This is a genomic window from Pedobacter flavus (assembly GCF_036324285.1).
Classification (GTDB): domain Bacteria; phylum Bacteroidota; class Bacteroidia; order Sphingobacteriales; family Sphingobacteriaceae; genus Pedobacter; species Pedobacter flavus.
Genome location: NZ_JAZDQU010000001.1, coordinates 117,293 through 140,664 on the forward strand (window position 1 = coordinate 117,293; position 23,372 = coordinate 140,664).

The 23,372-nt window shown below is 32.7% G+C and carries 20 protein-coding genes; 4 read left to right on the plus strand and 16 right to left on the minus strand.

Going from position 1 to position 23,372, the window contains the following annotated elements:
• Positions 1–5 precede the first annotated feature (5 nt).
• From VRU49_RS00515 to VRU49_RS00590, 16 genes are all read right to left on the minus strand, one after another.
• Positions 6–977 carry a cell division protein FtsQ/DivIB gene (locus tag VRU49_RS00515; RefSeq protein WP_330144812.1) on the minus strand — a complete coding sequence of 324 codons (972 nt, stop codon included), beginning with the start codon at positions 975–977 and terminating at the stop codon, positions 6–8.
• Positions 970–2,325: a UDP-N-acetylmuramate--L-alanine ligase gene (gene murC / locus VRU49_RS00520; protein WP_330144813.1), complete on the minus strand. Its 1,356-nt coding sequence runs from the start codon at positions 2,323–2,325 to the stop codon at positions 970–972. Before murC ends, VRU49_RS00515 begins: the two co-directional genes overlap by 8 nt.
• 2 nt (positions 2,326–2,327) lie before the next feature.
• Positions 2,328–3,428, minus strand: coding sequence for an undecaprenyldiphospho-muramoylpentapeptide beta-N-acetylglucosaminyltransferase (murG, locus tag VRU49_RS00525; RefSeq protein ID WP_330144814.1), 1,101 nt, complete (start codon positions 3,426–3,428; stop codon positions 2,328–2,330).
• A 22-nt stretch (positions 3,429–3,450) separates the two neighbouring features.
• Positions 3,451–4,617: an FtsW/RodA/SpoVE family cell cycle protein gene (locus VRU49_RS00530; protein WP_330144815.1), complete on the minus strand. Its 1,167-nt coding sequence runs from the start codon at positions 4,615–4,617 to the stop codon at positions 3,451–3,453.
• Between the two features lies 1 nt (position 4,618).
• The gene (gene murD / locus VRU49_RS00535; protein ID WP_330144816.1) at positions 4,619–5,995 is read right to left on the minus strand and encodes a UDP-N-acetylmuramoyl-L-alanine--D-glutamate ligase; all 1,377 of its coding nucleotides are present in this window, start codon (positions 5,993–5,995) and stop codon (positions 4,619–4,621) included.
• 19 nt (positions 5,996–6,014) lie between these two features.
• Positions 6,015–7,259: a phospho-N-acetylmuramoyl-pentapeptide-transferase gene (gene mraY / locus VRU49_RS00540; RefSeq protein WP_330144817.1), complete on the minus strand. Its 1,245-nt coding sequence runs from the start codon at positions 7,257–7,259 to the stop codon at positions 6,015–6,017.
• Positions 7,259–8,716, minus strand: a complete 1,458-nt coding sequence (locus VRU49_RS00545) for a UDP-N-acetylmuramoyl-L-alanyl-D-glutamate--2,6-diaminopimelate ligase (protein WP_330144818.1) — start codon at positions 8,714–8,716, stop codon at positions 7,259–7,261. The genes mraY and VRU49_RS00545 overlap by 1 nt, the downstream gene beginning before the upstream one ends.
• On the minus strand, positions 8,717–10,819 hold the full coding sequence (locus VRU49_RS00550; RefSeq protein WP_330144819.1) for a penicillin-binding protein: 2,103 nt from the start codon (positions 10,817–10,819) through the stop codon (positions 8,717–8,719).
• Complete coding sequence (locus VRU49_RS00555) at positions 10,809–11,216, minus strand: FtsL-like putative cell division protein (protein WP_330144820.1); 408 nt, start codon at positions 11,214–11,216, stop codon at positions 10,809–10,811. Before VRU49_RS00555 ends, VRU49_RS00550 begins: the two co-directional genes overlap by 11 nt.
• The gene (gene rsmH / locus VRU49_RS00560; protein WP_330144821.1) at positions 11,213–12,118 is read right to left on the minus strand and encodes a 16S rRNA (cytosine(1402)-N(4))-methyltransferase RsmH; all 906 of its coding nucleotides are present in this window, start codon (positions 12,116–12,118) and stop codon (positions 11,213–11,215) included. Before rsmH ends, VRU49_RS00555 begins: the two co-directional genes overlap by 4 nt.
• Positions 12,108–12,575 carry a division/cell wall cluster transcriptional repressor MraZ gene (gene mraZ, locus VRU49_RS00565; RefSeq protein WP_330144822.1) on the minus strand — a complete coding sequence of 156 codons (468 nt, stop codon included), beginning with the start codon at positions 12,573–12,575 and terminating at the stop codon, positions 12,108–12,110. Before mraZ ends, rsmH begins: the two co-directional genes overlap by 11 nt.
• A gap of 358 nt (positions 12,576–12,933) precedes the next feature.
• On the minus strand, positions 12,934–14,124 hold the full coding sequence (locus tag VRU49_RS00570; RefSeq protein ID WP_330144823.1) for a phosphoglycerate kinase: 1,191 nt from the start codon (positions 14,122–14,124) through the stop codon (positions 12,934–12,936).
• Between the two features lie 8 nt (positions 14,125–14,132).
• The gene (locus VRU49_RS00575) at positions 14,133–14,567 is read right to left on the minus strand and encodes a GNAT family N-acetyltransferase (protein ID WP_330144824.1); all 435 of its coding nucleotides are present in this window, start codon (positions 14,565–14,567) and stop codon (positions 14,133–14,135) included.
• The gene (gene gap, locus VRU49_RS00580; RefSeq protein WP_330144825.1) at positions 14,560–15,549 is read right to left on the minus strand and encodes a type I glyceraldehyde-3-phosphate dehydrogenase; all 990 of its coding nucleotides are present in this window, start codon (positions 15,547–15,549) and stop codon (positions 14,560–14,562) included. Before gap ends, VRU49_RS00575 begins: the two co-directional genes overlap by 8 nt.
• 55 nt (positions 15,550–15,604) lie before the next feature.
• Positions 15,605–16,729, minus strand: a complete 1,125-nt coding sequence (locus VRU49_RS00585; protein WP_330144826.1) for an MraY family glycosyltransferase — start codon at positions 16,727–16,729, stop codon at positions 15,605–15,607.
• 34 nt (positions 16,730–16,763) lie between these two features.
• The gene (locus tag VRU49_RS00590; RefSeq protein ID WP_330144827.1) at positions 16,764–17,504 is read right to left on the minus strand and encodes a glycosyltransferase family 2 protein; all 741 of its coding nucleotides are present in this window, start codon (positions 17,502–17,504) and stop codon (positions 16,764–16,766) included.
• A gap of 222 nt (positions 17,505–17,726) precedes the next feature.
• Here VRU49_RS00590 and VRU49_RS00595 point away from each other — a divergent pair, with 222 nt between their 5' ends.
• The 4 genes from VRU49_RS00595 to asnB all read left to right on the plus strand — a co-directional run bounded on the left by VRU49_RS00595 (position 17,727) and on the right by asnB (position 23,366).
• Positions 17,727–18,527, plus strand: coding sequence for a polysaccharide biosynthesis/export family protein (locus tag VRU49_RS00595; protein WP_330144828.1), 801 nt, complete (start codon positions 17,727–17,729; stop codon positions 18,525–18,527).
• The gene (locus tag VRU49_RS00600; RefSeq protein WP_330144829.1) at positions 18,528–20,927 is read left to right on the plus strand and encodes a GumC family protein; all 2,400 of its coding nucleotides are present in this window, start codon (positions 18,528–18,530) and stop codon (positions 20,925–20,927) included. It begins immediately after the preceding gene.
• A 45-nt stretch (positions 20,928–20,972) separates the two neighbouring features.
• On the plus strand, positions 20,973–21,479 hold the full coding sequence (locus tag VRU49_RS00605; RefSeq protein ID WP_330144830.1) for a UpxY family transcription antiterminator: 507 nt from the start codon (positions 20,973–20,975) through the stop codon (positions 21,477–21,479).
• Between the two features lie 90 nt (positions 21,480–21,569).
• A complete protein-coding gene (gene asnB / locus VRU49_RS00610) occupies positions 21,570–23,366 on the plus strand; it encodes an asparagine synthase (glutamine-hydrolyzing) (protein ID WP_330144831.1) in 1,797 nt (598 codons plus the stop codon).
• Positions 23,367–23,372: the final 6 nt, after the last annotated feature.

Sequence of the window (23,372 nt, forward strand, 5' to 3'; positions counted from 1 at the left end):
AATTTTTATTGTTGCGTTTTATTTTTTTCTGCTACTTGCTTTTTGCCAGTCGCGTTATTTTCTTTTTTAATAACCGGGCTTTTAACACCCTCTGCATTGTTTTTTAACGATGCAGTATTTTCAGAATCTACCGTTACATTTTGAGTAGTATCTTGATTTACCTGAGGTAAAACAATAATCTGATTACTTTTGGTAGAATCTATTTTATTTTTTTCAGCTATAATTTGGTTGGTGTACTTAATATTAATTGTTTTATAAGTATCCCATCCAACTTTTGGCATTGCCTTTTTATAAAAAATTAGCAGATTTTTCATTTTAATTTCCAAATCATCTGCATCCCCTAATAATATTTTTTGAATGCCTACTCTTGGAATAAACTCCATATCGTAATTATCATTTACATATAACTGTTCTATTTGAGCATTCCACAAAGAGTCGTTTTTAATAAAAACAGCTGTTTTGTATAAATCATTTAACTGCTTACTTTCTATAGGTTCTAATTTCCCACTAAAATTTTCTTTTATAAAACCATTAGCAACCAACACATGAGCCGTAAAATTAGAAGACATAGGCATTTTTAAACCTTTACTATCTACGTAATAATCCTGGCCATTTACATTTAAAACACGTAAAACTGGTTCTCTTTGCGTTACTTTTATATTAATAACGCCATCCATTTCAGCGTAAACTTTTACAAAATCTATATAAGGATTTTCGGCAATTTTTTGCTCAATTTTATGGATGTTGATATCATGAAAATCTAGTCCACGAAGTTCCCCAAAATTATCACTTAAAATTGCATTTATCTCATCACTTTCAATAAAATTATCCGATCCCGGAATAATAATTCTAACATCTTTACATACAACACTTTGTTTCTTTTTTTCAACAAAACCCATTAAAAAAACGAGACCAGTAAGGCAAACTACCCAACAAAATAATTTAAATACGCCTTTCCAATTTACATTTTTAAGCATTTTGCATTAAATTTTTTAGTGGTTCTACCAATGTATCTATATCTCCAGCACCTACAATTACAATTAGCTCCGGCTTTAATTCTTTAATCCTTTTTTTAACATCTTCCTTTTTACAAAGCTCCTTTTGGTTTAATGAAACTTTATCTAACAACCATGAAGAGGTTACCCCTTCGATAGGCAATTCTCTTGCTGGATAAATATCCAACAACAATAATTGATCTGGTTTACTTAATACCTCAGCAAACTCATTCACAAAATCTCTAGTTCTTGAAAATAAATGCGGTTGAAAAATTACCGTCATCTTTTTCTTTGGGAACAACATTCTTACTGCTTCAAAACACGCTTTCAACTCATCGGGATGATGCGCATAATCGTCTATAATTTTTACATCAGGTGTATTTAACACAACCTCGAAACGTCTTTTAACACCTAGAAATTCATCTACAGCAAGTTTAATTTTCTCAGAATCTATACCTAATTGAAGCGCAACAGTAATTGCAGCAACAGCATTTTCTACGTTATGATTTCCTGGAAGCCTTAATTTAACATCCTTAATATTTCCAAGTTTACCGATATAGTTAAAAATAAAGGCACCATCTATAACTCTAATATTATCTGCATAATAATCTGCCTCAATTAATGCCGCATAAGATTGTCCGTTTTCTAATGGTAAATTAGCTTGCTTAAACAAAAACCCGTCTTGTTTAACCTTTTGACTAAATTCTCTAAAGGTTGCTTTAAGATCATTTGCATCATTATAAATATCCAAATGATCTGCATCCATTGAAGTAATTACTGCGATATCTGGGTTCAAGGTAAGGAACGATCTATCATATTCATCGGCCTCCACCACCATTACATTATTGGTACTGAATAAAAAATTAGTTTTGTAATTACTTAAAATACCTCCCAAGAAAGCATTACACCCAAATTTAGTATGCGTTAATATATGCGCAATTAAAGAAGACGTGGTTGTTTTTCCATGTGTACCTGCAACTGCAATACAATAGCTGTTATTACTTATTTCGCCTAAAACTTGCGCTCTCTTTTTAAGTTGAAAGCCACCATTCTTAAAATAATTTAGAAGAACTGAATTAGAAGGAATTGCTGGTGTATAAATTATTAATGTATCCTCAGCGGTAGTATGAAAACTTAGAGGAATAGAAGATTCATCATCCAAATAAGTAATAATAATTCCTTCTCTTTCTAATTGCTCACACAAAGCTGTTCTGGTTTTATCGTAACCACAAACAATACATCCTTTAAATGCAAAATAACGGGCAAGGGCACTCATACCGATTCCACCGATACCTACCAAAAACACCCTATTTACATTTAAATTAATCATATCTATTTTCCCGCTAATTTTAACACCTCTTTTGCTATAATTAAATCGGCATCTGGCATTGCCATCTTACCAATATTTACGCTTAACGTTTCGCATTTTGCCTCGTCATTAATTAGATTAATAGCTTCAGGTATTAAATTCACTTCCGCTTCATCATCTTTAATTAAAATTGCAGCGCCATTTTTCACCAATGCCATTGCATTTTGTGTTTGATGATCTTCTGCCACATTTGGGGAAGGCACCAAGATAACTGGCTTTTTAATAAAACATAATTCGGCAATTGTACCTGCACCAGCTCGACTAATAATTACATCTGCTGCGGCATAAGCTAAATCCATTTTATATAAAAATTCTAATATGATTATTCCTGGTTTTGATGGACCAACACGCTCCATTATTCCTTCGAAATAATATTTACCAGTTTGCCAGATTAATTGAATATCATTCGCAACTAATTCATCAATAAAGCGTTCAACACTCTTATTAAGCATAGCCGAACCTAAAGATCCACCAGTTACCAAAATTGTTTTCTTTAAAGGATCTAACTTTAACAAGGTTGCACCTGCAAATCTTTTATCTTTTACATCTATAACTGAAGATCTTACAGGATTTCCAGTTTTTAATATCTTCTCTGCCGGAAAAAACCTTTCCATTCCATCGAAAGCGACACAAATCTTCGCTGCATTTTTAGATAACCATTTATTGGTTATACCAGCAAATGAATTTTGTTCTTGAATAAGATATGGGATTTTTTTTCTTGAAGCAGCATATAATAGTGGACCGGATGCATAACCACCCACACCAACAATTACATCTGGCTTAAATTCGTTAATTAAATCTTTGGCCTTACTAACACTTTCAATCACTTTAAAAGGAAGATTTAAATTTTTTAATATACTTCCTCTTTGGAAACCACTGATGTTTAGTCCGACTATTTTATAACCTGCAGCTGGAACTTTTTCCATTTCCATTCTACCTAATGCGCCAACAAATAAAATTTCACATTGAGGTTCAATTTCTCTAAGCGCATTGGCTATAGAAACTGCCGGGAAGATATGTCCTCCTGTTCCGCCTCCTGTTATCATTATTCTAGTTGCTTGCATAATTTTATACTAATATTTTTAATTAAGCCATTGCTGGTATTTCGCCTACAATTACTTTTTTCTTTTCGTGCTGTTCAACATCTCTACTTACGCTTAATATTATACCGAAAGCTATACTTGTGAACAAAATTGAGGTACCTCCCATACTTATTAACGGCAAAGGTACCCCCGTAACCGGACCTAAGCCCACAGCTACGGCCATATTTGCAAAAGCCTGAATGGTTAAACTAAAACTCAATCCGGCCGCCAGTAATGCACCGAAAGCCTTAGGTGCCTTTGTTACTATTTTAACACACCTATATAATAAAAATAAATAGAGCATTACCACCACAATGGCTCCAACCGTACCGTACTCCTCCACAATAATTGCGAAAATAAAATCTGAATATGGGTGTGGTAAAAAGTTTCTTTGTGTACTTCCACCTGGACCTTTCCCTATTAAACCACCAGTGGCCAATGCTATTTTACTTTGGTCTGCTTGAAAAGTTTTATCACTATGTTGTGATTCTGGATTTGCGAACGATCTGATCCTAGACTTATAAGTTTCACCCCTTGGACCTAAAAGCATAACCCCTGCAAGCAAAACAACACCTGCTACCGACACTATAGCTATTTGTTTAATACTTATCCTACCTATAATTAACAGTAAAATACTTACCCCAAATAACATTAATGCTGTACTTAAATTTGCGATTGCAATTAATACAATTACCACACAAACAGACGATATAATAGGAATAAATGCAGTTTTTACATCCTTAATGTTTTCTTGCTTACGGGTTAACATCCTAGCTAAAAACGTAATTAATGCTAATTTGGCTAAATCTGATGTTTGGAAAGTTAAACTAGTCCCGGGAATTGCCACCCAACGAGAGGCATCGTTTAAATTTTTACCAAACAATAAAGTATAAACCAACAGCGGTACGGTAATAATCATTAAAACCTTTGAAATACCTGCATAATATTTATAATCTAATAAATGCGCAAAGTAAATCATTGCAATACCTGCGATAATAAAAATAACGTGTTTAAACAATAAATACACCTCTACGCTTTGACCCTTATTTAAGGCGATTGTAGCGGTAGAACTATAAACCGTAAGAATAGAAATTAGAGATAATAAAATAATTACTATCCATATATATCTATCGCCTTTGGCCTTTTGAAATATTTGATTGAAAAAATTCATTTTACAACTCTCTTACTGCAGATTTAAATTGATCTCCTCTATCTTCGTAATTTTTAAACAAATCGAAACTTGCGCAAGCTGGCGACAATAAAACAGTATCGCCTTTCTTTGCTAAATGATAAGCTACTTGAACAGCTTCTGTGGCAGAAAATGTATTAACAATAATATCTACATCATCTTCAAAAGCTTCGTGAATACGTTTATTATCCTTTCCTAGACATACAATGGCTTTAACCTTTTGCTTAACAACATCCTTCATCATGTTGTAATCATTACCTTTATCAACCCCACCCATAATTAACACAATATCAGTTGGAATACTTTCTATAGCATACCAAGTGGCATTTACATTGGTTGCTTTACTATCATTTATATAATCTATACCTGATATTTTGGCAACATGCTCTAATCTATGTGCAAGATTTTTAAAATCTCCCATACTTTCACGTATAGTCTCATTTCTTAGTTCAAGCACCTTTGCTACTATACCCGAAGCCATAGAATTATAAAGATTGTGTTTGCCTTGTAAGGCTAAATCTGTGATAGACATAGTAAATGGATTATGAAGGTTTATTTGTATGTTGTTATTTTGCAAAAAGGCAGTTACTCCTGTGGTTTTTTGTATTGAAAAAGGATATTTTTTAGCATTTATAATGTGTCTTTCTAAACATTTCAATGTTTCGGGATCGTCTGCACAATAAATAAATGAATCGGCTTGAGTTTGATTTTGAGTAATTCTCATTTTAGAATCGGCATATAAGTCTAAACTATATGCATATCTATCTAAATGATCTGGTGTAATATTTAGTAAAACAGCTATATCTGCTTTAAAATCGTACATATCATCTAGCATAAAACTAGAAATCTCTAAAACGTAGAAATCGAAATTTGCTGTTGCTACTTGAGCGGCAAAACTATTTCCAATATTTCCTGCCAATCCAACATTTAAACCAGCCTTTTTTAGTAAATGGTAGGTTAATAAAGTTGTTGTGGTTTTACCATTAGAACCTGTAATACATATTTTTTTGGCTGAGGTATATCGTCCAGCAAACTCAATTTCTGAAATGACTGGGATTTTAGCTTCAACAGCTTTTAAAACTACTGCTGCAGTTGCAGGAATACCTGGACTTTTAATAATTAAATCGGCCTTTAAAATTTCTTCGAGAGAATGCTTATTAGACTCGAATGGAACATTTAAATCATTAAGTTCTTCACTGTACTTTTTAGAGATATTACCAGCATCCGATAAAAATACTTTAAAACCTTGTTTTAGGCCCAACTTTGCTGCACCCACGCCACTTTCGCCCCCACCCAAAATCACCAAATATGGAGATTGGTTGTGGTTTGAAGTAGTTTGATATGTTTGTGAGTGGTTCATTTAGTTGGTTTAGTAATTTTTATCTAACTTTTAAAGTAATGATGGCAGCTATAGCGAGGAAAATTCCGATAATCCAAAATCTTGTTACAATTTTAGCTTCGTGGTATCCCTTTTTCTGATAATGATGGTGTAAAGGCGACATCAGAAAAACACGTCGTCCTTCTCCGTATCGTCGCTTCGTATATTTAAAATAAGTTACCTGAATCATCACCGATAAAATCTCGACTAGGAAAACGCCGCATAAAACAGGTATTAGTAATTCCTTACGGATCATGAAAGCAAAAGCGGCAATAATTCCACCGATGGCCAAACTACCCGTATCGCCCATAAAAACTTGAGCAGGATAAGAATTATACCATAAAAATCCGACGCAAGCACCTACAAATGCTCCAGCAAACACCACCAATTCACCTGAATTAGGTATATACATGATATTCAGATAATCGGCCATAATTATATTACCAGAAACATAGGCCAATAAACCGAGTGTAATACCAATAATTGCCGAGGTACCTGTGGCCAAGCCATCTATTCCATCGGTTATATTCGCAGCATTAGAAACCCCTGTGATAATGATAATTACAGCTAATAGAAACACATAAAACGCATATTTTTCATAGCCATCCCCTAAAAACTTCAACACTTTAGCATAGTCGAATTCATTGTCTTTATAAAAAGGTACATTTGTTTTAGTTGATTTTACATCTTGTGTGTAATAATAATTTTGGTTTTTTTGGCGCAATACCATGGGTGCCGATGAATCTATTTCGGCTTCATTAACTGTTTGGCGAACCATAATACTTGGATGAAAGTACATTGTACAACCAATTATAATGGCTAATCCCACCTGACCAACAATTTTAAATCGGCCAGCAAGACCCTCCTTATTTTTTTTGAAAACTTTAATATAATCGTCGATAAAACCAACTGTACCCATCCAAATAGTGGTTACAATCATTAAAATCACATAAATATTAGTGATATTAGCGAACAATAAGGATGGTATTAAAATACCTAACAAAATAATGATACCACCCATAGTTGGCGTCCCTTGCTTTTGCATTTGACCTTCCAGCCCTAAATTTCTAACCGTTTCGCCTACCTGCTTTTTATGAAGATAATTGATTAATCTTCTTCCGTACACGGTAGTGATAATTAGAGATAAAACAACAGCCAAAGATGTTCTAAAAGTTATATATTGAAACAACCTTAGACCTGGGATGTCGTAATTTTTATGCAAATATTCGAAGAGTAAAAACAGCATTAGCGTAAATCTTTAAATTGTTCCAACAAAACTTCTTTATCATCAAAATGATGACGCACTTTATTTATCTCTTGGTATTTTTCGTGACCTTTTCCAGCAATTAGAATTACATCGCCAGCATTAGCCAAATGGCAAGCCGTTTGAATGGCCGATTTTCTATCCGTAATTGTTATTGTTTTTCGTTGGTTTGATGGAGAAACTCCAACTTCCATATCTCTTAAAATTTGTTCTGGATCTTCTGTTCTTGGATTATCTGAAGTAAGGATTACCTTATCACTCCAATCGCAAGCCACTTTTGCCATTACTGGTCTTTTAGATTTATCTCTATCGCCACCACAGCCAATAACTGTAATTATCTTACTATTATCGTTTCTTATATCATTTATTGTTGATAGTACATTTTGAACTGCATCTGGAGTATGTGCATAATCTACAATTCCAATCATGCCATTTTCGGCAGTAATAAAATCGAAACGCCCCTCTGCACCAGTAAGCGAACTTAAAGTTGCCAATACTTCTATTTTCTCTTGACCTAATAAAATTGCGGCACCATAAACCGCCATAATATTATATGCATTAAAAGAACCTATTAATTTAAAATATACCTCAGCACCATCTACATCCATATGTAGTCCACTGAATTTATTCTCGATAATGCTTCCTTTAAAATCAGCCAATTTTTGAAGACTATAAGTCTTTCTATTTGCCAAAGAATTTTGCACCATTACCATACCATGCTTCTCGTCGGCATTGGTAAGTGCAAACGCATTTGCTTTTAAGCTTGTGAAAAATGATTGTTTTGCAGCGATATAATTATCGAAAGTTTCATGAAAATCTAAATGATCATGCGTAATATTTGTAAAAATTCCGCCTTCGAAATTAAGACCAGCTATTCTACCTTGAACCACCGCATGCGAGCTAACTTCCATAAAACAAAACTCACAGCCTGCATCAACCATTTTGGTTAATAACTTATTTAGCGCAATTGGATCTGGCGTAGTATGGGTTGAAGGAATAATCTCGTCATTGATTTTATTTTCTACAGTTGAAATTAATCCCACACTATAACCCAGCGACTTAAACAACTGATATAATAAAGTAGCGATAGTAGTTTTTCCATTTGTTCCTGTAACTCCAACCAACCTCAATTGATTTGAAGGGTGATGATAAAAATTTGAAGCCATCAGGCCTAGCGCATCAGCACTATTTTTTACTTGAACATAAGTAACACCATCAACCATTGATACTGGAAGAACTTCACAAACCACCACTTGAGCGCCATTTGCAATAGCTTTATCAATATGCGTATGTCCGTCCGTAATTGTTCCTTTTATGGCAACGAATAGACCTCCCTTAATTACTTCCCTTGAATCGAAAACAATAGAAACCACCTCGATGTTGTTCGTCTCAACATCATTTAAAACCTTTACCCTATTTAATATATCTATTAAAAACATCTATTGTAATTCTATTGACACTGCTAATCCTTTACCTATTTTTGTTCCTTCCTCAATTGATTGAGAAATTACCTTTCCTTTTCCAACTACTCTGGCTTTTAATCCTGCATTTCCAATTAGAAAAAGTGCATCTTTTAAGCCCATCCCCTTCACATTTGGCATAACACCTTTAATTATTTTATTATCTGTAACCACAATACCGTTATCAGTATTTACAGCACTATAATATTCTGCATTAGAAGCATAAAGAGATTTTATACCCAAAGCAGTATAAACTTGTTTTGTAGATTTTGTAGAACCCGCTTTAGCTTCTGGTATTTTAGTATTTCCGATTAAATTTTCTGAAATAGAATTATACATACTCATATCGCTTGCATAAATTCTATCGGCCACCTCTCTAAATACCGGACCTGAAACCAATGCCCCATAATATCCACCTGCTTTTGGCTCGTTAATTACCACGATCATTGAATATTTTGGCTTATCAGCCGGAAAATACCCCACAAAAGATGCTTGGTACTTTCTATTAGCTACATAACCTTTATTATCATCAGCCACTTGAGCAGTTCCAGTTTTACCAGCAATTTTATACAGTGGATTATAAACCACTCGTTTACCAGAACCATTAACCACTACGCCCTCTAACATTGCCTTTACTTTATTTAGTGTTTCATCTGAACAAATCTTTTCGTTGAGCACCGGCGCTTTAAACTGTTGGATGGGATTGCCCAACCACCTAATTTCTTTTACAAAAATTGGAGCTATATATTTTCCGTTATTTGCTACTGCATTATAAAAAGAAAGCATCTTTAAAGGAGTAATTTGCATTTCATAGCCATAAGCCATTTGAGGTAATGTTAATCCTTTATGCCAGCTTTTATTACTTGGGTTTTTAATTACAGGCTGTGCTTCACCAGGAATTTGAAGATTCATTTTCTGATTCAACTTCCATCTGTATAAATGCTCAGTAAATGCTGCTTGATTATCTCTATAGCCTTCATTTACCAAATAAGCAATGGCTGCGTTAGAAGACTCTTCGAAAGCTCTTTTCACTGTAACCCTACCTATACTTCCATGCGAATCTGTAATTAACTTACCAGGAACCTGTAAAGTACCTGTATTAACCATTGTATTTGTATCTATCAATCTGTCCTCCAACAAAGCCATAAATGATGCTAATTTGAAAGTTGATCCAGGGTCTTGATTTCCTGCAATAGCGTAATTAAACAACTCCTTATATTCTCCCTCTGCCACCTTGGTATAATTGGCAACCGCTTTTACTTCTCCAGTTTGCACCTCCATTACGATAACCGTACCATGGTGCGCATTACTTTTAATCAATTGCTTTTTAAGCGCGTTTTGAGCTAAATCTTGAATATTAATATCAATTGTAGATATAATATCTGATCCGTCTTTAGGTGCAATTTCTGCCTCATCGTTTACTGGCTTCCAAACTCCACCAGAAATTCTTTGCATTAAACGTTGTCCACTTACTCCCTTAATATATTCGCTGTAAGCACCTTCTAGTCCAACCGGATTCTTAACATTCTCGTTGCTATAACCTATAGTTCTTGCTGCTAAATCTTTAAAAGGCAGAATACGTTTGTTTTGTTGTACTGCGATTAATCCACCTGTATATTTCCCAACATTATATATAGGAAACTTTCTAATTTCTTTTAATTCCTGATAGTTTACTTTACGCTTTATTAATACATAGCGCATTTTTTCTGCTCTTGCATTTCTTAGAAATCTAGAATATTCTTTTGCCGACTTATCTTTAAAAAATTCTGATAATTTTATGGCCAATGAATCTACTTTCTCATAAAAAAAATCGTCGTCTTTAATTCCTCCCGCCAACATATCCATTCTCAATTCGTACTCGGGTACAGAAGTTGCCAATAAACTTCCATCAGAAGAGTAAATATTACCACGAGCAGCTTCTATCTTAATATATCTAGTACTTAGACTATCGGCCATCGCTTGCCACTTTTTCCCTTCTACAAACTGAACCCTTATCAACTGCCCAACCACCAGCATTGAAAAAATCACAATGAATCCAAATGCGATGTAAACACGAAGTAATATGTTATTTCTAATATTCATTTTCGCTAACGACAATTTTCTTTGGAGGCTCTATTAATTCTTTTATTCCTAGTGTATCTACAATATTTTTAACTTCTGTAAGCTTACTTTTAAACATTAATTCGGCTTTGAGCGATTTATATTCCCAGCTTTGCTCCTTAACTTCTTTACTTAATTTATCTATAGCCCTAATATTGTTTACGGCAAAGTGACTATTTGCTATATAAACCATACCCAAAAACGCCATAAAAAGTATAAACGGGAGCATTCTGGTCGCTTCTTCCTTAGACACCACCCCATCGGTTAAAAACTTTTTAGCAGCACTTGGCGACTGCTCAACCGGTTTTTTCAATTGAATCTCTTCAATTAATTCAGGCTCCTCATTCGTCTCTTCTAATTTCTCCCTGAACTTATTCATACCTTCTCCGCTATTCTTAATTTTGCACTTCTTGCTCTATTATTATTTTGGATTTCTTGCTCTGTAGCCACAACAGCCTTTCTGGTTAACATGCTTAAAGGCTTTAATTGATTTCCAAAAAAATCTTTCTCCACCTCACCAGTAAACTTTCCTTTAATCATGAAATTTTTAACCGGCCTATCTTCTAAGGAATGATACGACATAACTACCAATCGGCCTTTTGGCTTTAAAACATCTGCGGCTTGTTGCAAAAAAGAAGTTAACACAGACAACTCCTCATTCACCTCAATTCTAAGTGCTTGAAAAACCTGTGCCATATATTTATTTTCCTTACCCTTAGGGATATGCTGCTGAATAGCCGCTTTAAAATCTTCGAGCGTATTTATATTTCCTTTTAAGCGAGCAGTAACAATAGATTTCGCTAAAGATTTTGCATTTTTCACTTCACCGTAAAGCCCAAAGATTTTATGTAAATCCTCTTCTGAATACGTATTTATAATGGTTGCAGCAGTAACCTCTCTTTGCTGATCCATCCTCATATCTAAATTAGAATCGAATCGCGTTGAAAAACCTCTATCAGCCTCATTAAACTGATGCGAAGAAACCCCCAAATCAGCCAAAATACCATCTACTTCCTTAATTCCCAATAGGCGAAGATTATTTTTTAGAAAGGCGAAATTTTGATCTACAAACTTGAACCTTGGATCATTAATTATATTTCTTTGAGCATCTGGATCTTGATCAAAAGCTACCAAAATACCCTTATCGCTTAGCCTCTTTAAAATCTCCCTTGAATGACCGCCTCCACCAAAAGTAACATCAACATAAATTCCATCTGGATTAATATTTAACCCATCAAGGCATTCCTGCAACATAACCGGCACATGGTAATTATTCTCCATCCTTCCTCCTATTACTATTACCCATAACCTCTTCCGCAAGATTTGCGAAGTTCTCTGGCTCATTATCTAATAAATCTTCGTAAGCTTCTCTTGCCCAAACTTCAATTTTATCGAACTGACAAGCCAAAACCACATCTGATTTTATACCTGCAAACTCTAAAAGTGATTTTGGCAATAACACACGACCCGAAGCATCTAACGTTAACTCGGTTGCTCCTCTAGTAAAAAAGCGTATAAACTCCCTGGTTTTCTTTTCGTACTGATTTAGCTTACTCAATTCAGCCACAATTTCTTCCCAAACTTTGCGAGGATAAATCACCAAATGTTTCTCAAAACCCCTGTTCACAACTAACCCATCTTGCTCTGCACCAGGCAATTGCTTCTTTAGATTAGAAGGCACCATCATGCGGCCCTTCGCATCTAACTTACAATCAAACTCTCCTAATAATTGAACCATTTGGGTATATACACTTTTTATGTAGTGTAAAAATAAATACTTCTTCCACTTTTTACCACTTTTTACCACAAAAAGTTTTCAACATATTTCATTTTCTTTAAAAATTGCCCTCAGCGCATCCTTTAAAAGCAATAAATTGAAGTTCAAACGATTAAAGTAACTTGTAGACAATAGAGATTATTAAATATTTGAACTAAAAAAAGAATAAAATGGGCTGATTTTTAGGGATTAAATAGTCAAAAATCAGAAGAGTGGGAATGGGTGGGAAAAAAAATAGGTCGACTTAAAAAGTCGACCTATTAAAAAAAAATTTATAGACTAAACAGCATACCTAGATAATAGGTATACAAAAACTATATTAAGAATTAATTGCGGTTACACCAGGCAGCTCTTTTCCTTCCATGTATTCTAAAAGGGCACCGCCACCAGTTGAGACATAACTCACCTGATCTTCTAATTTGAAAAGAGCAATAGCCGCAGCAGAATCGCCACCACCAACTAAAGAAAAAGCACCTAATTCGGTAGCATCTACCAACGCATTACTAATAGCATAAGTACCTTGCTTAAACTTCTCCATTTCAAATACGCCCATTGGACCATTCCATAATAGGGTTTTTGACTTTTTAATTACCTCAGAAAACGCCAACACCGAAGCTGGGCCAATATCTAATCCCATCCAACCGTTTGGAATTTCGTTCACATCTTCTACTCTAGAATCTGCATCATTTGAAAATTTATCAGCTATAATAGCATCAACTGGCAAGTGAATCTTAACATTTAAGCTTTTTGCTTTTTCTAAGATAGACAAAGCTAAATCTAGCTTATCTGCTTCAAGAAGAGAATTGCCGATACTTCCACCCAATGCTTTAACAAAAGTATAAGCCATACCTCCGCCAATAATTAAATGATCTACCTTAGTTAATAATTGATCTATTAATTCAATTTTATCGGAAACTTTTGCTCCACCCATAATTGCAGTAAATGGGCGTTTTGCATGTGTAAGTACACGTTCTGCATTTTCAATTTCAGAAGCCATTAAATAGCCAAAGTATTTATTACTACCAAAAAATTTTGCAATAACTGCTGTAGAAGCATGGGCACGATGAGCTGTTCCAAAAGCATCATTCACATACACATCTCCTAATGTTGCTAATTTTTGAGCAAAGCCTTCATCCCCTTTTTCTTCTTCTTTATAAAAGCGAAGATTTTCTAATAACAACACCTCCCCTGACTTTAAATCTTTGGCTTTATTTATTGCAGAATCTCCTATACAATCGTCAGCAAACTGCACCTCTAATCCAAGTTTTGAACTTAAACAGGGAATAATATGTTTTAAAGAAAACTTATTTTCAGGGCCATTTTTTGGTCGACCTAAATGCGACATTAAAATAACCGCTCCCCCATCACTAAGGATCTTTTTTATAGTTGGAATAGCTGCAGAAATTCTTTTATCGTCTGTTATTTCAAAACTTTCATTTAATGGCACATTAAAATCTACACGTATAAGTGCTTTCTTTCCATTAAAATTTAGCTGATCAATTGTTTTCATTAGTGTTTTTAATTATTAATTACATTGTACATTACAAAATGAGGACCAATATTATCTATTTCGAACTCTTTAGAAATTATTTTAAAATTTAGTTTTTCATAAAACGGAACTGCAGATTTCCTTGCATTAAACCATATATAATTAGCATTAGCGATTACAGTAGAACTTAGTGCATAGTTAATTAATGCTGAAGCATAACCTTTACCTACATAATCTGGATGAGTTGCCATTCCTCTTAACTGAAAACCAAGACCTTCATAATTAGAATAATTGCATTTCATAAAAGAAGCGATACTCAGTACCTGATTGTCCTCAATAATAGCTAAATGAATGGTATGCTCATCATTATCTCCTTCGAACTTAGCAAACTCTACACCTTTATTTTCGCGTAACACTAAACTACGGAGTGGCAATATAGTCTCAACATTAACCTGCTTAATCATACTTTTTCTGCACCATTTTAGCGAGATCAACTAATCTAGAACTATAACCTGATTCATTATCATACCAACCTACCACTTTCACTAAATCGCCAACAACAGAAGTTAACATAGCGTCGAAAATACAAGAATGTCGGTTATTTAAAATATCTACTGAAACAATAGGCTCATTTATATATTCCACAATACCTTTTAAATTAGTTTCAGATTCGAATTTTATTTCTTCGTTTATTTCTTGAACAGTAGCCTTTTTGTTTAGGATACAAGTTAAATCGGTAAGTGAACCATTTAGAACCGGAACGCGAATTCCTGCACCGCCTAATTTTTTTTCGAGGTCAGGGAATATTTTCGTGATTGCTTTTGCGGCACCTGTTGTAGTTGGGATAATTGACGATCCAGCTGCACGGGCTCTACGTAAATCATGATGAGGAGCATCGTGTAAATTTTGATCGCCAGTCATAGAATGAACCGTTGTAATATAACCTTCTTTTACTCCCCATTTTTCGTGTAACACCTTTATAATTGGAGCAATATTATTGGTGGTGCAGGAAGCAGCAGAGAAAATTGGCTCTTGAATAATCTGAGTGGCATCATTTACCCCTAAAACCACCATAGGAATATTATCTGCAGCGGGTGCAGAAATTAATACTTGTTTAGCACCGGCTTGTAAATGTTTACTGGCACGATCATAATCTAAATTCTTACCTGTACTTTCTATTACTAGATGAATATTATCCCAGGGAATCAATTCTGTATTAGGCTGGTTAAAAACCTCAATTCTATTACCATTTATATATATAGCCTGTTCATCCGAAGAAACTTCGCCATTAAATAAACCATGAACACTATCGTACCTAAATAAATGCGCTAAAGTTGAGGGAGGTGCTAAATCATTTATAGCAACAACATTTAAATTTTCTGAGAGCGCATTTCTTAAAAAAGTACGCCCAATTCTTCCGAATCCATTTATTGATATTCTAAACATGTATCGCAAAATTACCTTAAATCTACAAACAATTAGGTAATTAAAATTTAATATTTTAGAATCTACCTAAAAGCAATAAATCGCCAATTTGAAACTTCTTATTAAATTTTTTATTGTCGAAAAACACCAAACAACAGTGTAGGAAGAAAATAAAACTCAATTGAAGAATTATTAAAATAAAGTTCCCTAAATTTTGCAACATAAAAGTTGCGAAAATAGTTAGAAGGTTAACCAAAGCGAGGATTAAAATCACGGTAACATCGGAAAAACCTAACCGTTGCAATCTATGGTGAATATGATTCCTATCGCCTCTAAATGGCGATTTTTTATTAATAATTCGTAGAAAAAATATGAGTAGAGAATCGAAAATAGGGATAATTAAAACAGCAACAGCAATAGCGGGAGCCGAATAAAAATAGGGTTTATTTATTCCATCTAATTTATTTAATTCGATAAATTGTATAGCCATTAAAACAGAGACCATTCCCACCACCAAGGAACCCGTATCGCCCATGAAAACTTTAGCTGGGGGGAAATTATAATATAAAAAGCCTAAAAGTGCACCTAACATAGAAAATGCAACTAATGCAGAAGCGGGTTGATTTGAATAGGCGAATAAAACTCCAAAAACCAAATTAATAATTACGCCTATTACCCCTGCTAATCCGTCTATACCATCAATTAAATTAAAGGCATTATTAATAAAGATAATCAGCATAGTGGAGAAAATACCTCCACTTATCATATCAATCTCCCCTATATTAAAAACCCCGTATAAACTCGTCAACCTAAAATCGCCAATATATACTAAAATAAATGCGACTAGCAAACTCAACATCAACTTTGTTGAAGAGCCAATACCATAAATATCGTCCTTTAAACCCGCTGCAAATAAAATTATACTACTTACAATAACAATAATTGGTTGTTGGTAATTAAACATTGCAGAAAACAACAAAACAGTGATTGTGAAGCTGCAAAAAATGGAAATCCCACCTAGATTTGAAATATTTCTTTTATGAACTTTTCTATACATCTCTGCTTCATCGAACAGTTGATGTTTTATGGAAGTCCATATAATTGTAGGCATAGAAACATACACAATTATAGACGACATAGCTATAATCGCAAAATAATAAACGAACTCTAACTTGATAAAATCGCGTAAACTTTCTAACATAACCTAACCTTGACCAGTAATATTAGACTAATATCTAAAAATATTGGACAATTTTTTTGAATTTCTTTAAAAACACGACTAAAAATGAAAAAGGAACTTGGTGTGTCCTTAAAGCTTTATAATCATTATAAAAAGCTTTAATCCTACTTACAATATTTGCATTACTCATTCCTCCTGTTCGCATATTAACAATTAATTGAGGAAAATAATCGGCCTTAACCTTATAGGTATAGAGCAGCCGCAAAATAAACTCGTAATCTGCTGCTGATCCATACGCCAAAGAATAACCTCCAATTTCTATATAGATTTGTTTTTTTAAAAATAGAGTTGGGTGAGGGGGCATCCAACCTTGTTCAATATTCTTTAGAGAATAAGTATTTGAAACCCATTTTCTGATCACTTTAAAAGAATCTGGGTGTACATAATTTAAATCACCATAAATGGCGTTTGAGCTGTTTTTTAAAAAAAATTGAGCAATCTCTTCAATAATTGTATTTGACGCATAAAAATCGTCGGCATGTAAAAAACCTACCACCTCCCCTGTTGCATATTTTATACCTTTATTTAAGGCATCGTACATCCCATTATCCTTACCGGAGATTAATTTGAATTTAGCTCCGTTAAAAGAATTTATAATTTCTAAAGTTTTATCTGTAGATCCACCGTCAATAATTATGTATTCCACATCATTATAAGTCTGATTAACAACAGATTGCATACAGCTTTTAATGTAGCGTTCGGCATTGAATACAACTGTGATAATGGAAATCTTCATAAATAAACTTCTAATTACAAAAATATCGTTTATGATTTATTAATTTTAACAAATGTTATATTTTAAACACAATGCCGTTTAAAGTTAAAAAAGTGCTGTTTTTTTAGTGAGAATCTAAAATCATTGTCTATACTTTGTATATTATTTAAATAAAAATTGTAGTTTAAACAGAGAAAAGTTAATAAATGAACAATAACTTGGTTTAGCAAACACAACTAATTTATGAGTGGATTAAAATCTATACAAAAAATACTATTTTCATTACTTCTTGTAGCTATAATTAGTTCTTGTAATGTTAGAAGAGAGACTTCTTTATTTACTTCACCTAACGACGTAGTTACAGATACCATTACTCAAGTTTATGTAGTAAATGATATGGGAAATCAAAACATCTACACCATTAAAACTCAAGACAGATTATTAATCAGAAACCTACAAAATAAGGATTTCCTTTCTCCAATAGGTGCGAATTCAAATAGTGCTCCAAACAATATACTTTCAGAAAAAAATCAAACTTTCGAAGTAGATTCAATGGGAAACATAACTATACCTGAATTTGGCAAAGTTAGCGTTAAAGGATTAACAAGAAAAGAAGCGACCAACAAAATACAGCAACTATTTGAAAAGGAACAAATTGCTCCAATTATTGAAATTACCATAGTAAACTTAAAGGTAACTTTATTAGGTGAATTTAGGGCACAAGGAAATTATATTTTAGAACAAGACAACCTAACTTTAATAGATTTAATTGCTCAAGCTGGCGGGTTAACTGAAAATGCAGATCCAAAGACTTGCAAAATTATTAGAGGAGATAAATTTAATCCTGAAATAATTTATGTGAATTTGCAGGACATAAAAAGTTTAGCGAGCAAAAAATTAGTATTACAAAACAGTGATATAATAGTAATACAACCATTAAAATCAGTTGTGGCATCGAAAAAAATTCAAAATTTCAACAATTACATCCAACCGGTATTAGTCTTATTAAATTTAGGTTTATTAATTTTAACCATCACCAAATAAATGATACATAACGAATACACTGAAAGAAATAGTTTAGCCAAACAAGAACTTTCATATTGGAAAATTTTCAATATCGTATTAAGTAGATGGTATTGGATAGTTGGGATGTTAGTTTTATCCTATATTGCTGCCAAAGTATATATTGCTTATACCCCTCAAACCTTTAGATCAGAGGCCAGTTTAAAATTAAACCTAGACGATCAGAACGCTGCCTCAGTTACTGCACCTAATGCTTTTAGGTATTTAAGAACAAACTTAATAGAGACCGAAGCGCAAATAATGCGTTCACCGGATGTTATTTTAAATGCGATTGAAAAAATTGATTATAAAATAACTTACTATTTAGAAGGAAAAATAAAAAAATCTGAAGTTTACCCCAATAAACCATTCGAAATTCAAATACTTCATCAAGATGCAGAAAATTTTTCAAGAGCAGAATATGAGGTTAGGCCGGTAAGTTCATCCACTTTTGAACTAACAGAGAATTCAAAAGATGGCTGGGAGAGGTATAATTACGGACAAATTATAAATAAAGGGGATGTTATTTTTAAAGTAATATCTCCTATACCTTCAACAGGAAAATATAGTTTTCATTTTAATTCGGCTAAAGACTTTATGGGTCGTGCATTAAATGGATTATCTATTGAAGAAGGAGATAAAAATTCTAATGTTATGAATATCTATCATACCGATAGAAATCCAAGATTTTCCGCAGACATATTAAACTCAATTATTAAACAGTATATTATTAATGATGAGGTAGAAAAAAGAAGATCAGCAAAACAAACCATTAATTTTTTAGAGGATCGCTTAAGATTTATAGATTCAACCGTAAATAAATCTGGTGATATCTTATCTAATTTTCAAACAGAAAATAATTTTATAGATCCGGAAGCAGAAAAATCTATAAACATTAATAAAATACCTCAATTAAAAGAAGAAATAAACAATTTAGAATTAAAAGGCAGCATAATTAATCAGATAGCTGCACAAATCAAGAACACCCCTTTATATGCGCCAATTTCTTTATTCATTGATGCTTCTATAAATACTTCTATCCAAGAAATATTGACTCAATATAATAATGCCATACAAACACGACAAGAATTACTAAAAGATTTTAAGCCCAATTCGAGTAGAGTTTTAGATATAGAAAGAAAATTGATTCAACTAAAAAATGGGATGAATAGCGTTACGCAGACATTAAAAAACAGTAACGACCAGGCTTTAAAATATTTACGTTCAGAATTAGTTTCTATCCAAAATACCTTAAGTGCTATTCCGCCTATTCAGAACGACTTTACCAAACTTTCAAACAAATCTGAAATTGATCAAAAAATGTTGGCTATGTTGTTCGAAAGAAGATTACAGGCTCAAATATCTGAAGCTTCTATAGTCTCTAGTGCAAAAATTATTCATCTTGCAGAAGCTTCAATGACACCTATTGATCCTATACCGAGAAAAATTTATAGTTCTTATTTATTTTTAGGTTTGTTTATTTCTATAGGTTTAATTTTTGCGACTAGAATTTTTAACCCATATATATATGATGTAGAAACCATAGAAGGGCTAACCACTACCCCAATTATTGGGGTTATTTTAAAATATCCTAAGAAAGTAGAAGATAATGTTAAAAAAATATTATCATTATCTCGTCCAAAATCCATTTTTGCTGAATCTGTTCGTTCGGTTAGAACAAATTTAAGTTTTATGGGGGGTAATAAACCTTCTAAAACTGTATGTGTAACTTCGGAAGTTTCTGGTGAAGGAAAGTCTTTTGTTATTGTAAACTTAGCGGGTACATTATCTATTATTGATAAAAAAGTAATTGTAATTGCAGCGGATTTGAGAAGATCTAAAATGCATAAGATTTTTAACGTCGAAAACAGAGTAGGATTAAGCACCTATTTATCGGGTATGCATACTATGGACGACATTATTTTAAAAGATAATGATTATGACTTTGACTTTATAACTTCTGGACCAGTACCACCAAATCCGTCCGAACTATTACATAGCCCTAAAATGAAGGGATTAATTGAAGCATTAAATAAAAAATATGAATACATATTAATAGATACAGCTCCAGTTGGATTAGTTTCGGATGCTATTCCACTAATAAGAATGTCTGATATTAATTTATTTATTTTACGATCTGGTGTTTCTAACAGAAGAGCAGCAACTATACCTGATAGATTAGTAAGGGAGTACGAATTAAATAATTTTGCGATTATATTAAATTCATTTGGTAACGAAAAATTACATGCCAATATTTATACGACCAATTATGCTAACAGTTCTGTAGGTAATTACTATTACTCTGATTATACAGGATATGGCTCTGGATACTACAGCAACCATGATGATAAAAAATGGTGGCAATTCTGGAAGAAAAAATAATTAGTATCCAATTTTTCGGAATAAATTTTATTATCTAGCTTTTTAATGGAAAACAACAAATATAATTGGTACCCAGTTTATACAAAATCAAGATCGGAAAAAAAAGTTGATTTAGAATTACGAAAAAAAGGAATAAAAACCTTTTTGCCTTTAAAAAAAACGGAACGAATTTGGAGTGACAGAAAAAAAATTATTGATGTTGCATTATTTCCTTATTATATTTTTGTTTTTATAACACCACAAGAGATACCTAATGTTTTAAACACTAATGGTGTGGTTAGATTTATTTATTTTTCTGGCAAGATTGCTACCATGCCATTAAAACAAATGAATGATTTGCAACTTTTACTCGCCATTGATTCTAATTTAGAAATCTTTAATTACGATCTTACAGAAGGGACACCTGTAAAAATAATAGCAGGTCCTTTCAAAGATATATTTGCAGAAGTAGTAACTATAAACAAAACTAAAAATTTAGTACTTCAACTCAAGAATTTAGGTTATTCAGTACAAATTAAAACTTCTATTGCGTACATTGAACCTATAAATTAAAATCAAAAATACAATTCGCTTTATTTCTATTTCAACCAACGCTAATATATTTAGTTGTTTAAAAGTTAAATTATAAATTATCAGAATTTTATGTGCAGAATCGCAGGAATCATCACATTAGAAAGCACAAAACATGATCATTATGATCATGTTAATTCCATGTGCCTTGCAATGGCAAATGGAGGCCCTGACGGACATAAAATTTATCAATCTGAGCACAAAAAAGTAACATTAGGCAATAGAAGACTAGCGCTTTTAGATTTATCTGAAAATGGCGCACAACCGATGACTTTAGAAAACGGAATAACTATAACCTATAACGGTGAGATTTATAATCACTTAGAAATAAAAAAAGAACTAGAAAATTTAAACTATAAATTTAAATCAACTACAGACACCGAGGTTATTTTAATAGCTTATAAACATTGGGGGATAAAATCATTTGCCAAACTTAGAGGCATGTATTCTTTTTGCATATATGACCCCTTACTGCAGAAAGTAATTTTAGTTAGAAGTCCGCTAGGCATTAAACCATTATACTACAGCACCCAGCATAGTAAACTTATTTTTGCATCGGAAGTAAAAGCGTTTATAAAAAGTAGTGAAAATTTTAAAACTTCTGATGATTGGAAAATATACCTATTGGCATTTGGTCATATCCCTGAACCCCATTCTACTTTAGAAAATGTACTGAGTTTACCAAAAGGAACATATTTAAGTTGGGATTTAAAAACTGGAGACCATACTATTACTACATTTTTTGAATTCACTCATGAAAAGAAAATAAATACACTTGTCGAAGCAAAAAAACAATTAAGTAAAAGTCTAAGAAATTCTGTAAAAAAACATTTATTATCTGATGCTCCCATTGGAATATTTTTAAGCGGAGGGATAGATAGTAGTATTTTAACCTTAATTGCCGACGAATGCACGAGGAAACTAAAAACAATATCTTTAAATTTTAAAGAATCAAATTTCTCTGAAGAAAAGTTTCAAAATATAGTAAAGAATAAAATTTTATCGGAACATATAAGTTATTCTTTAACTCAATCCGATTTTAACGAGCATCTTAAAGAGGCTTTAAACTCAATGGATCAGCCCAGTAATGATGGCTTAAACACTTGGTACATATGCAAAATTGCCAAAGAAAATGGCCTTAAAGCCGTATTATCTGGAATTGGGCCAGATGAATTGTTAGGAGGATATGTTTCTTTTAGAAGATCGGGAATTTTAAAAATTTTAAATTCAACACCCAATTTCATCAAAAAAATCATCTCAAAAATTCCTATAGAAGGAATAAATAGGACCTACTTTTTAACTTATAATTCTACCATAGGTGATTATTTATTTTTACGAGGAATATATGATCCAAAAACTATTGCTAGGATTTTAAAAATCGACATTGAAGAAGTAAATAAATACCTTCAATCCATAGAATTAAAAATTCCGTCTTCAATAACCAATAAAAAAGAAAGAATCTCTTATTTAGAATTTAATTTATACCTACAAAATCAGTTATTGAAGGATATTGACTACATGAGTATGTATCATGGCATAGAAATTAGAACCCCCTATTTGGATGAAGATTTTGTACAAACCTGTTTAAGCATTGATAATAAAATTAGATTCGATCTAAAATTGAACAAACAATTATTAGTTGATACCTTTGCAGATATTTTACCTGAGAAAATTTATAACCGAAAAAAAATGGGTTTTTCATTTCCTTTTACTAAATGGCTGAAAAACAATAAATTAATAAATACAGAATCAATTTACAAATCAAATACTCAAGCATTAAAATTATTATCAGCTTTTAAGCGAAACAGGTTACCATGGGCTAAAGTTTTGGTGCTTTACCAAATTAAAACATTTACACATTCGAAATAAAAAATA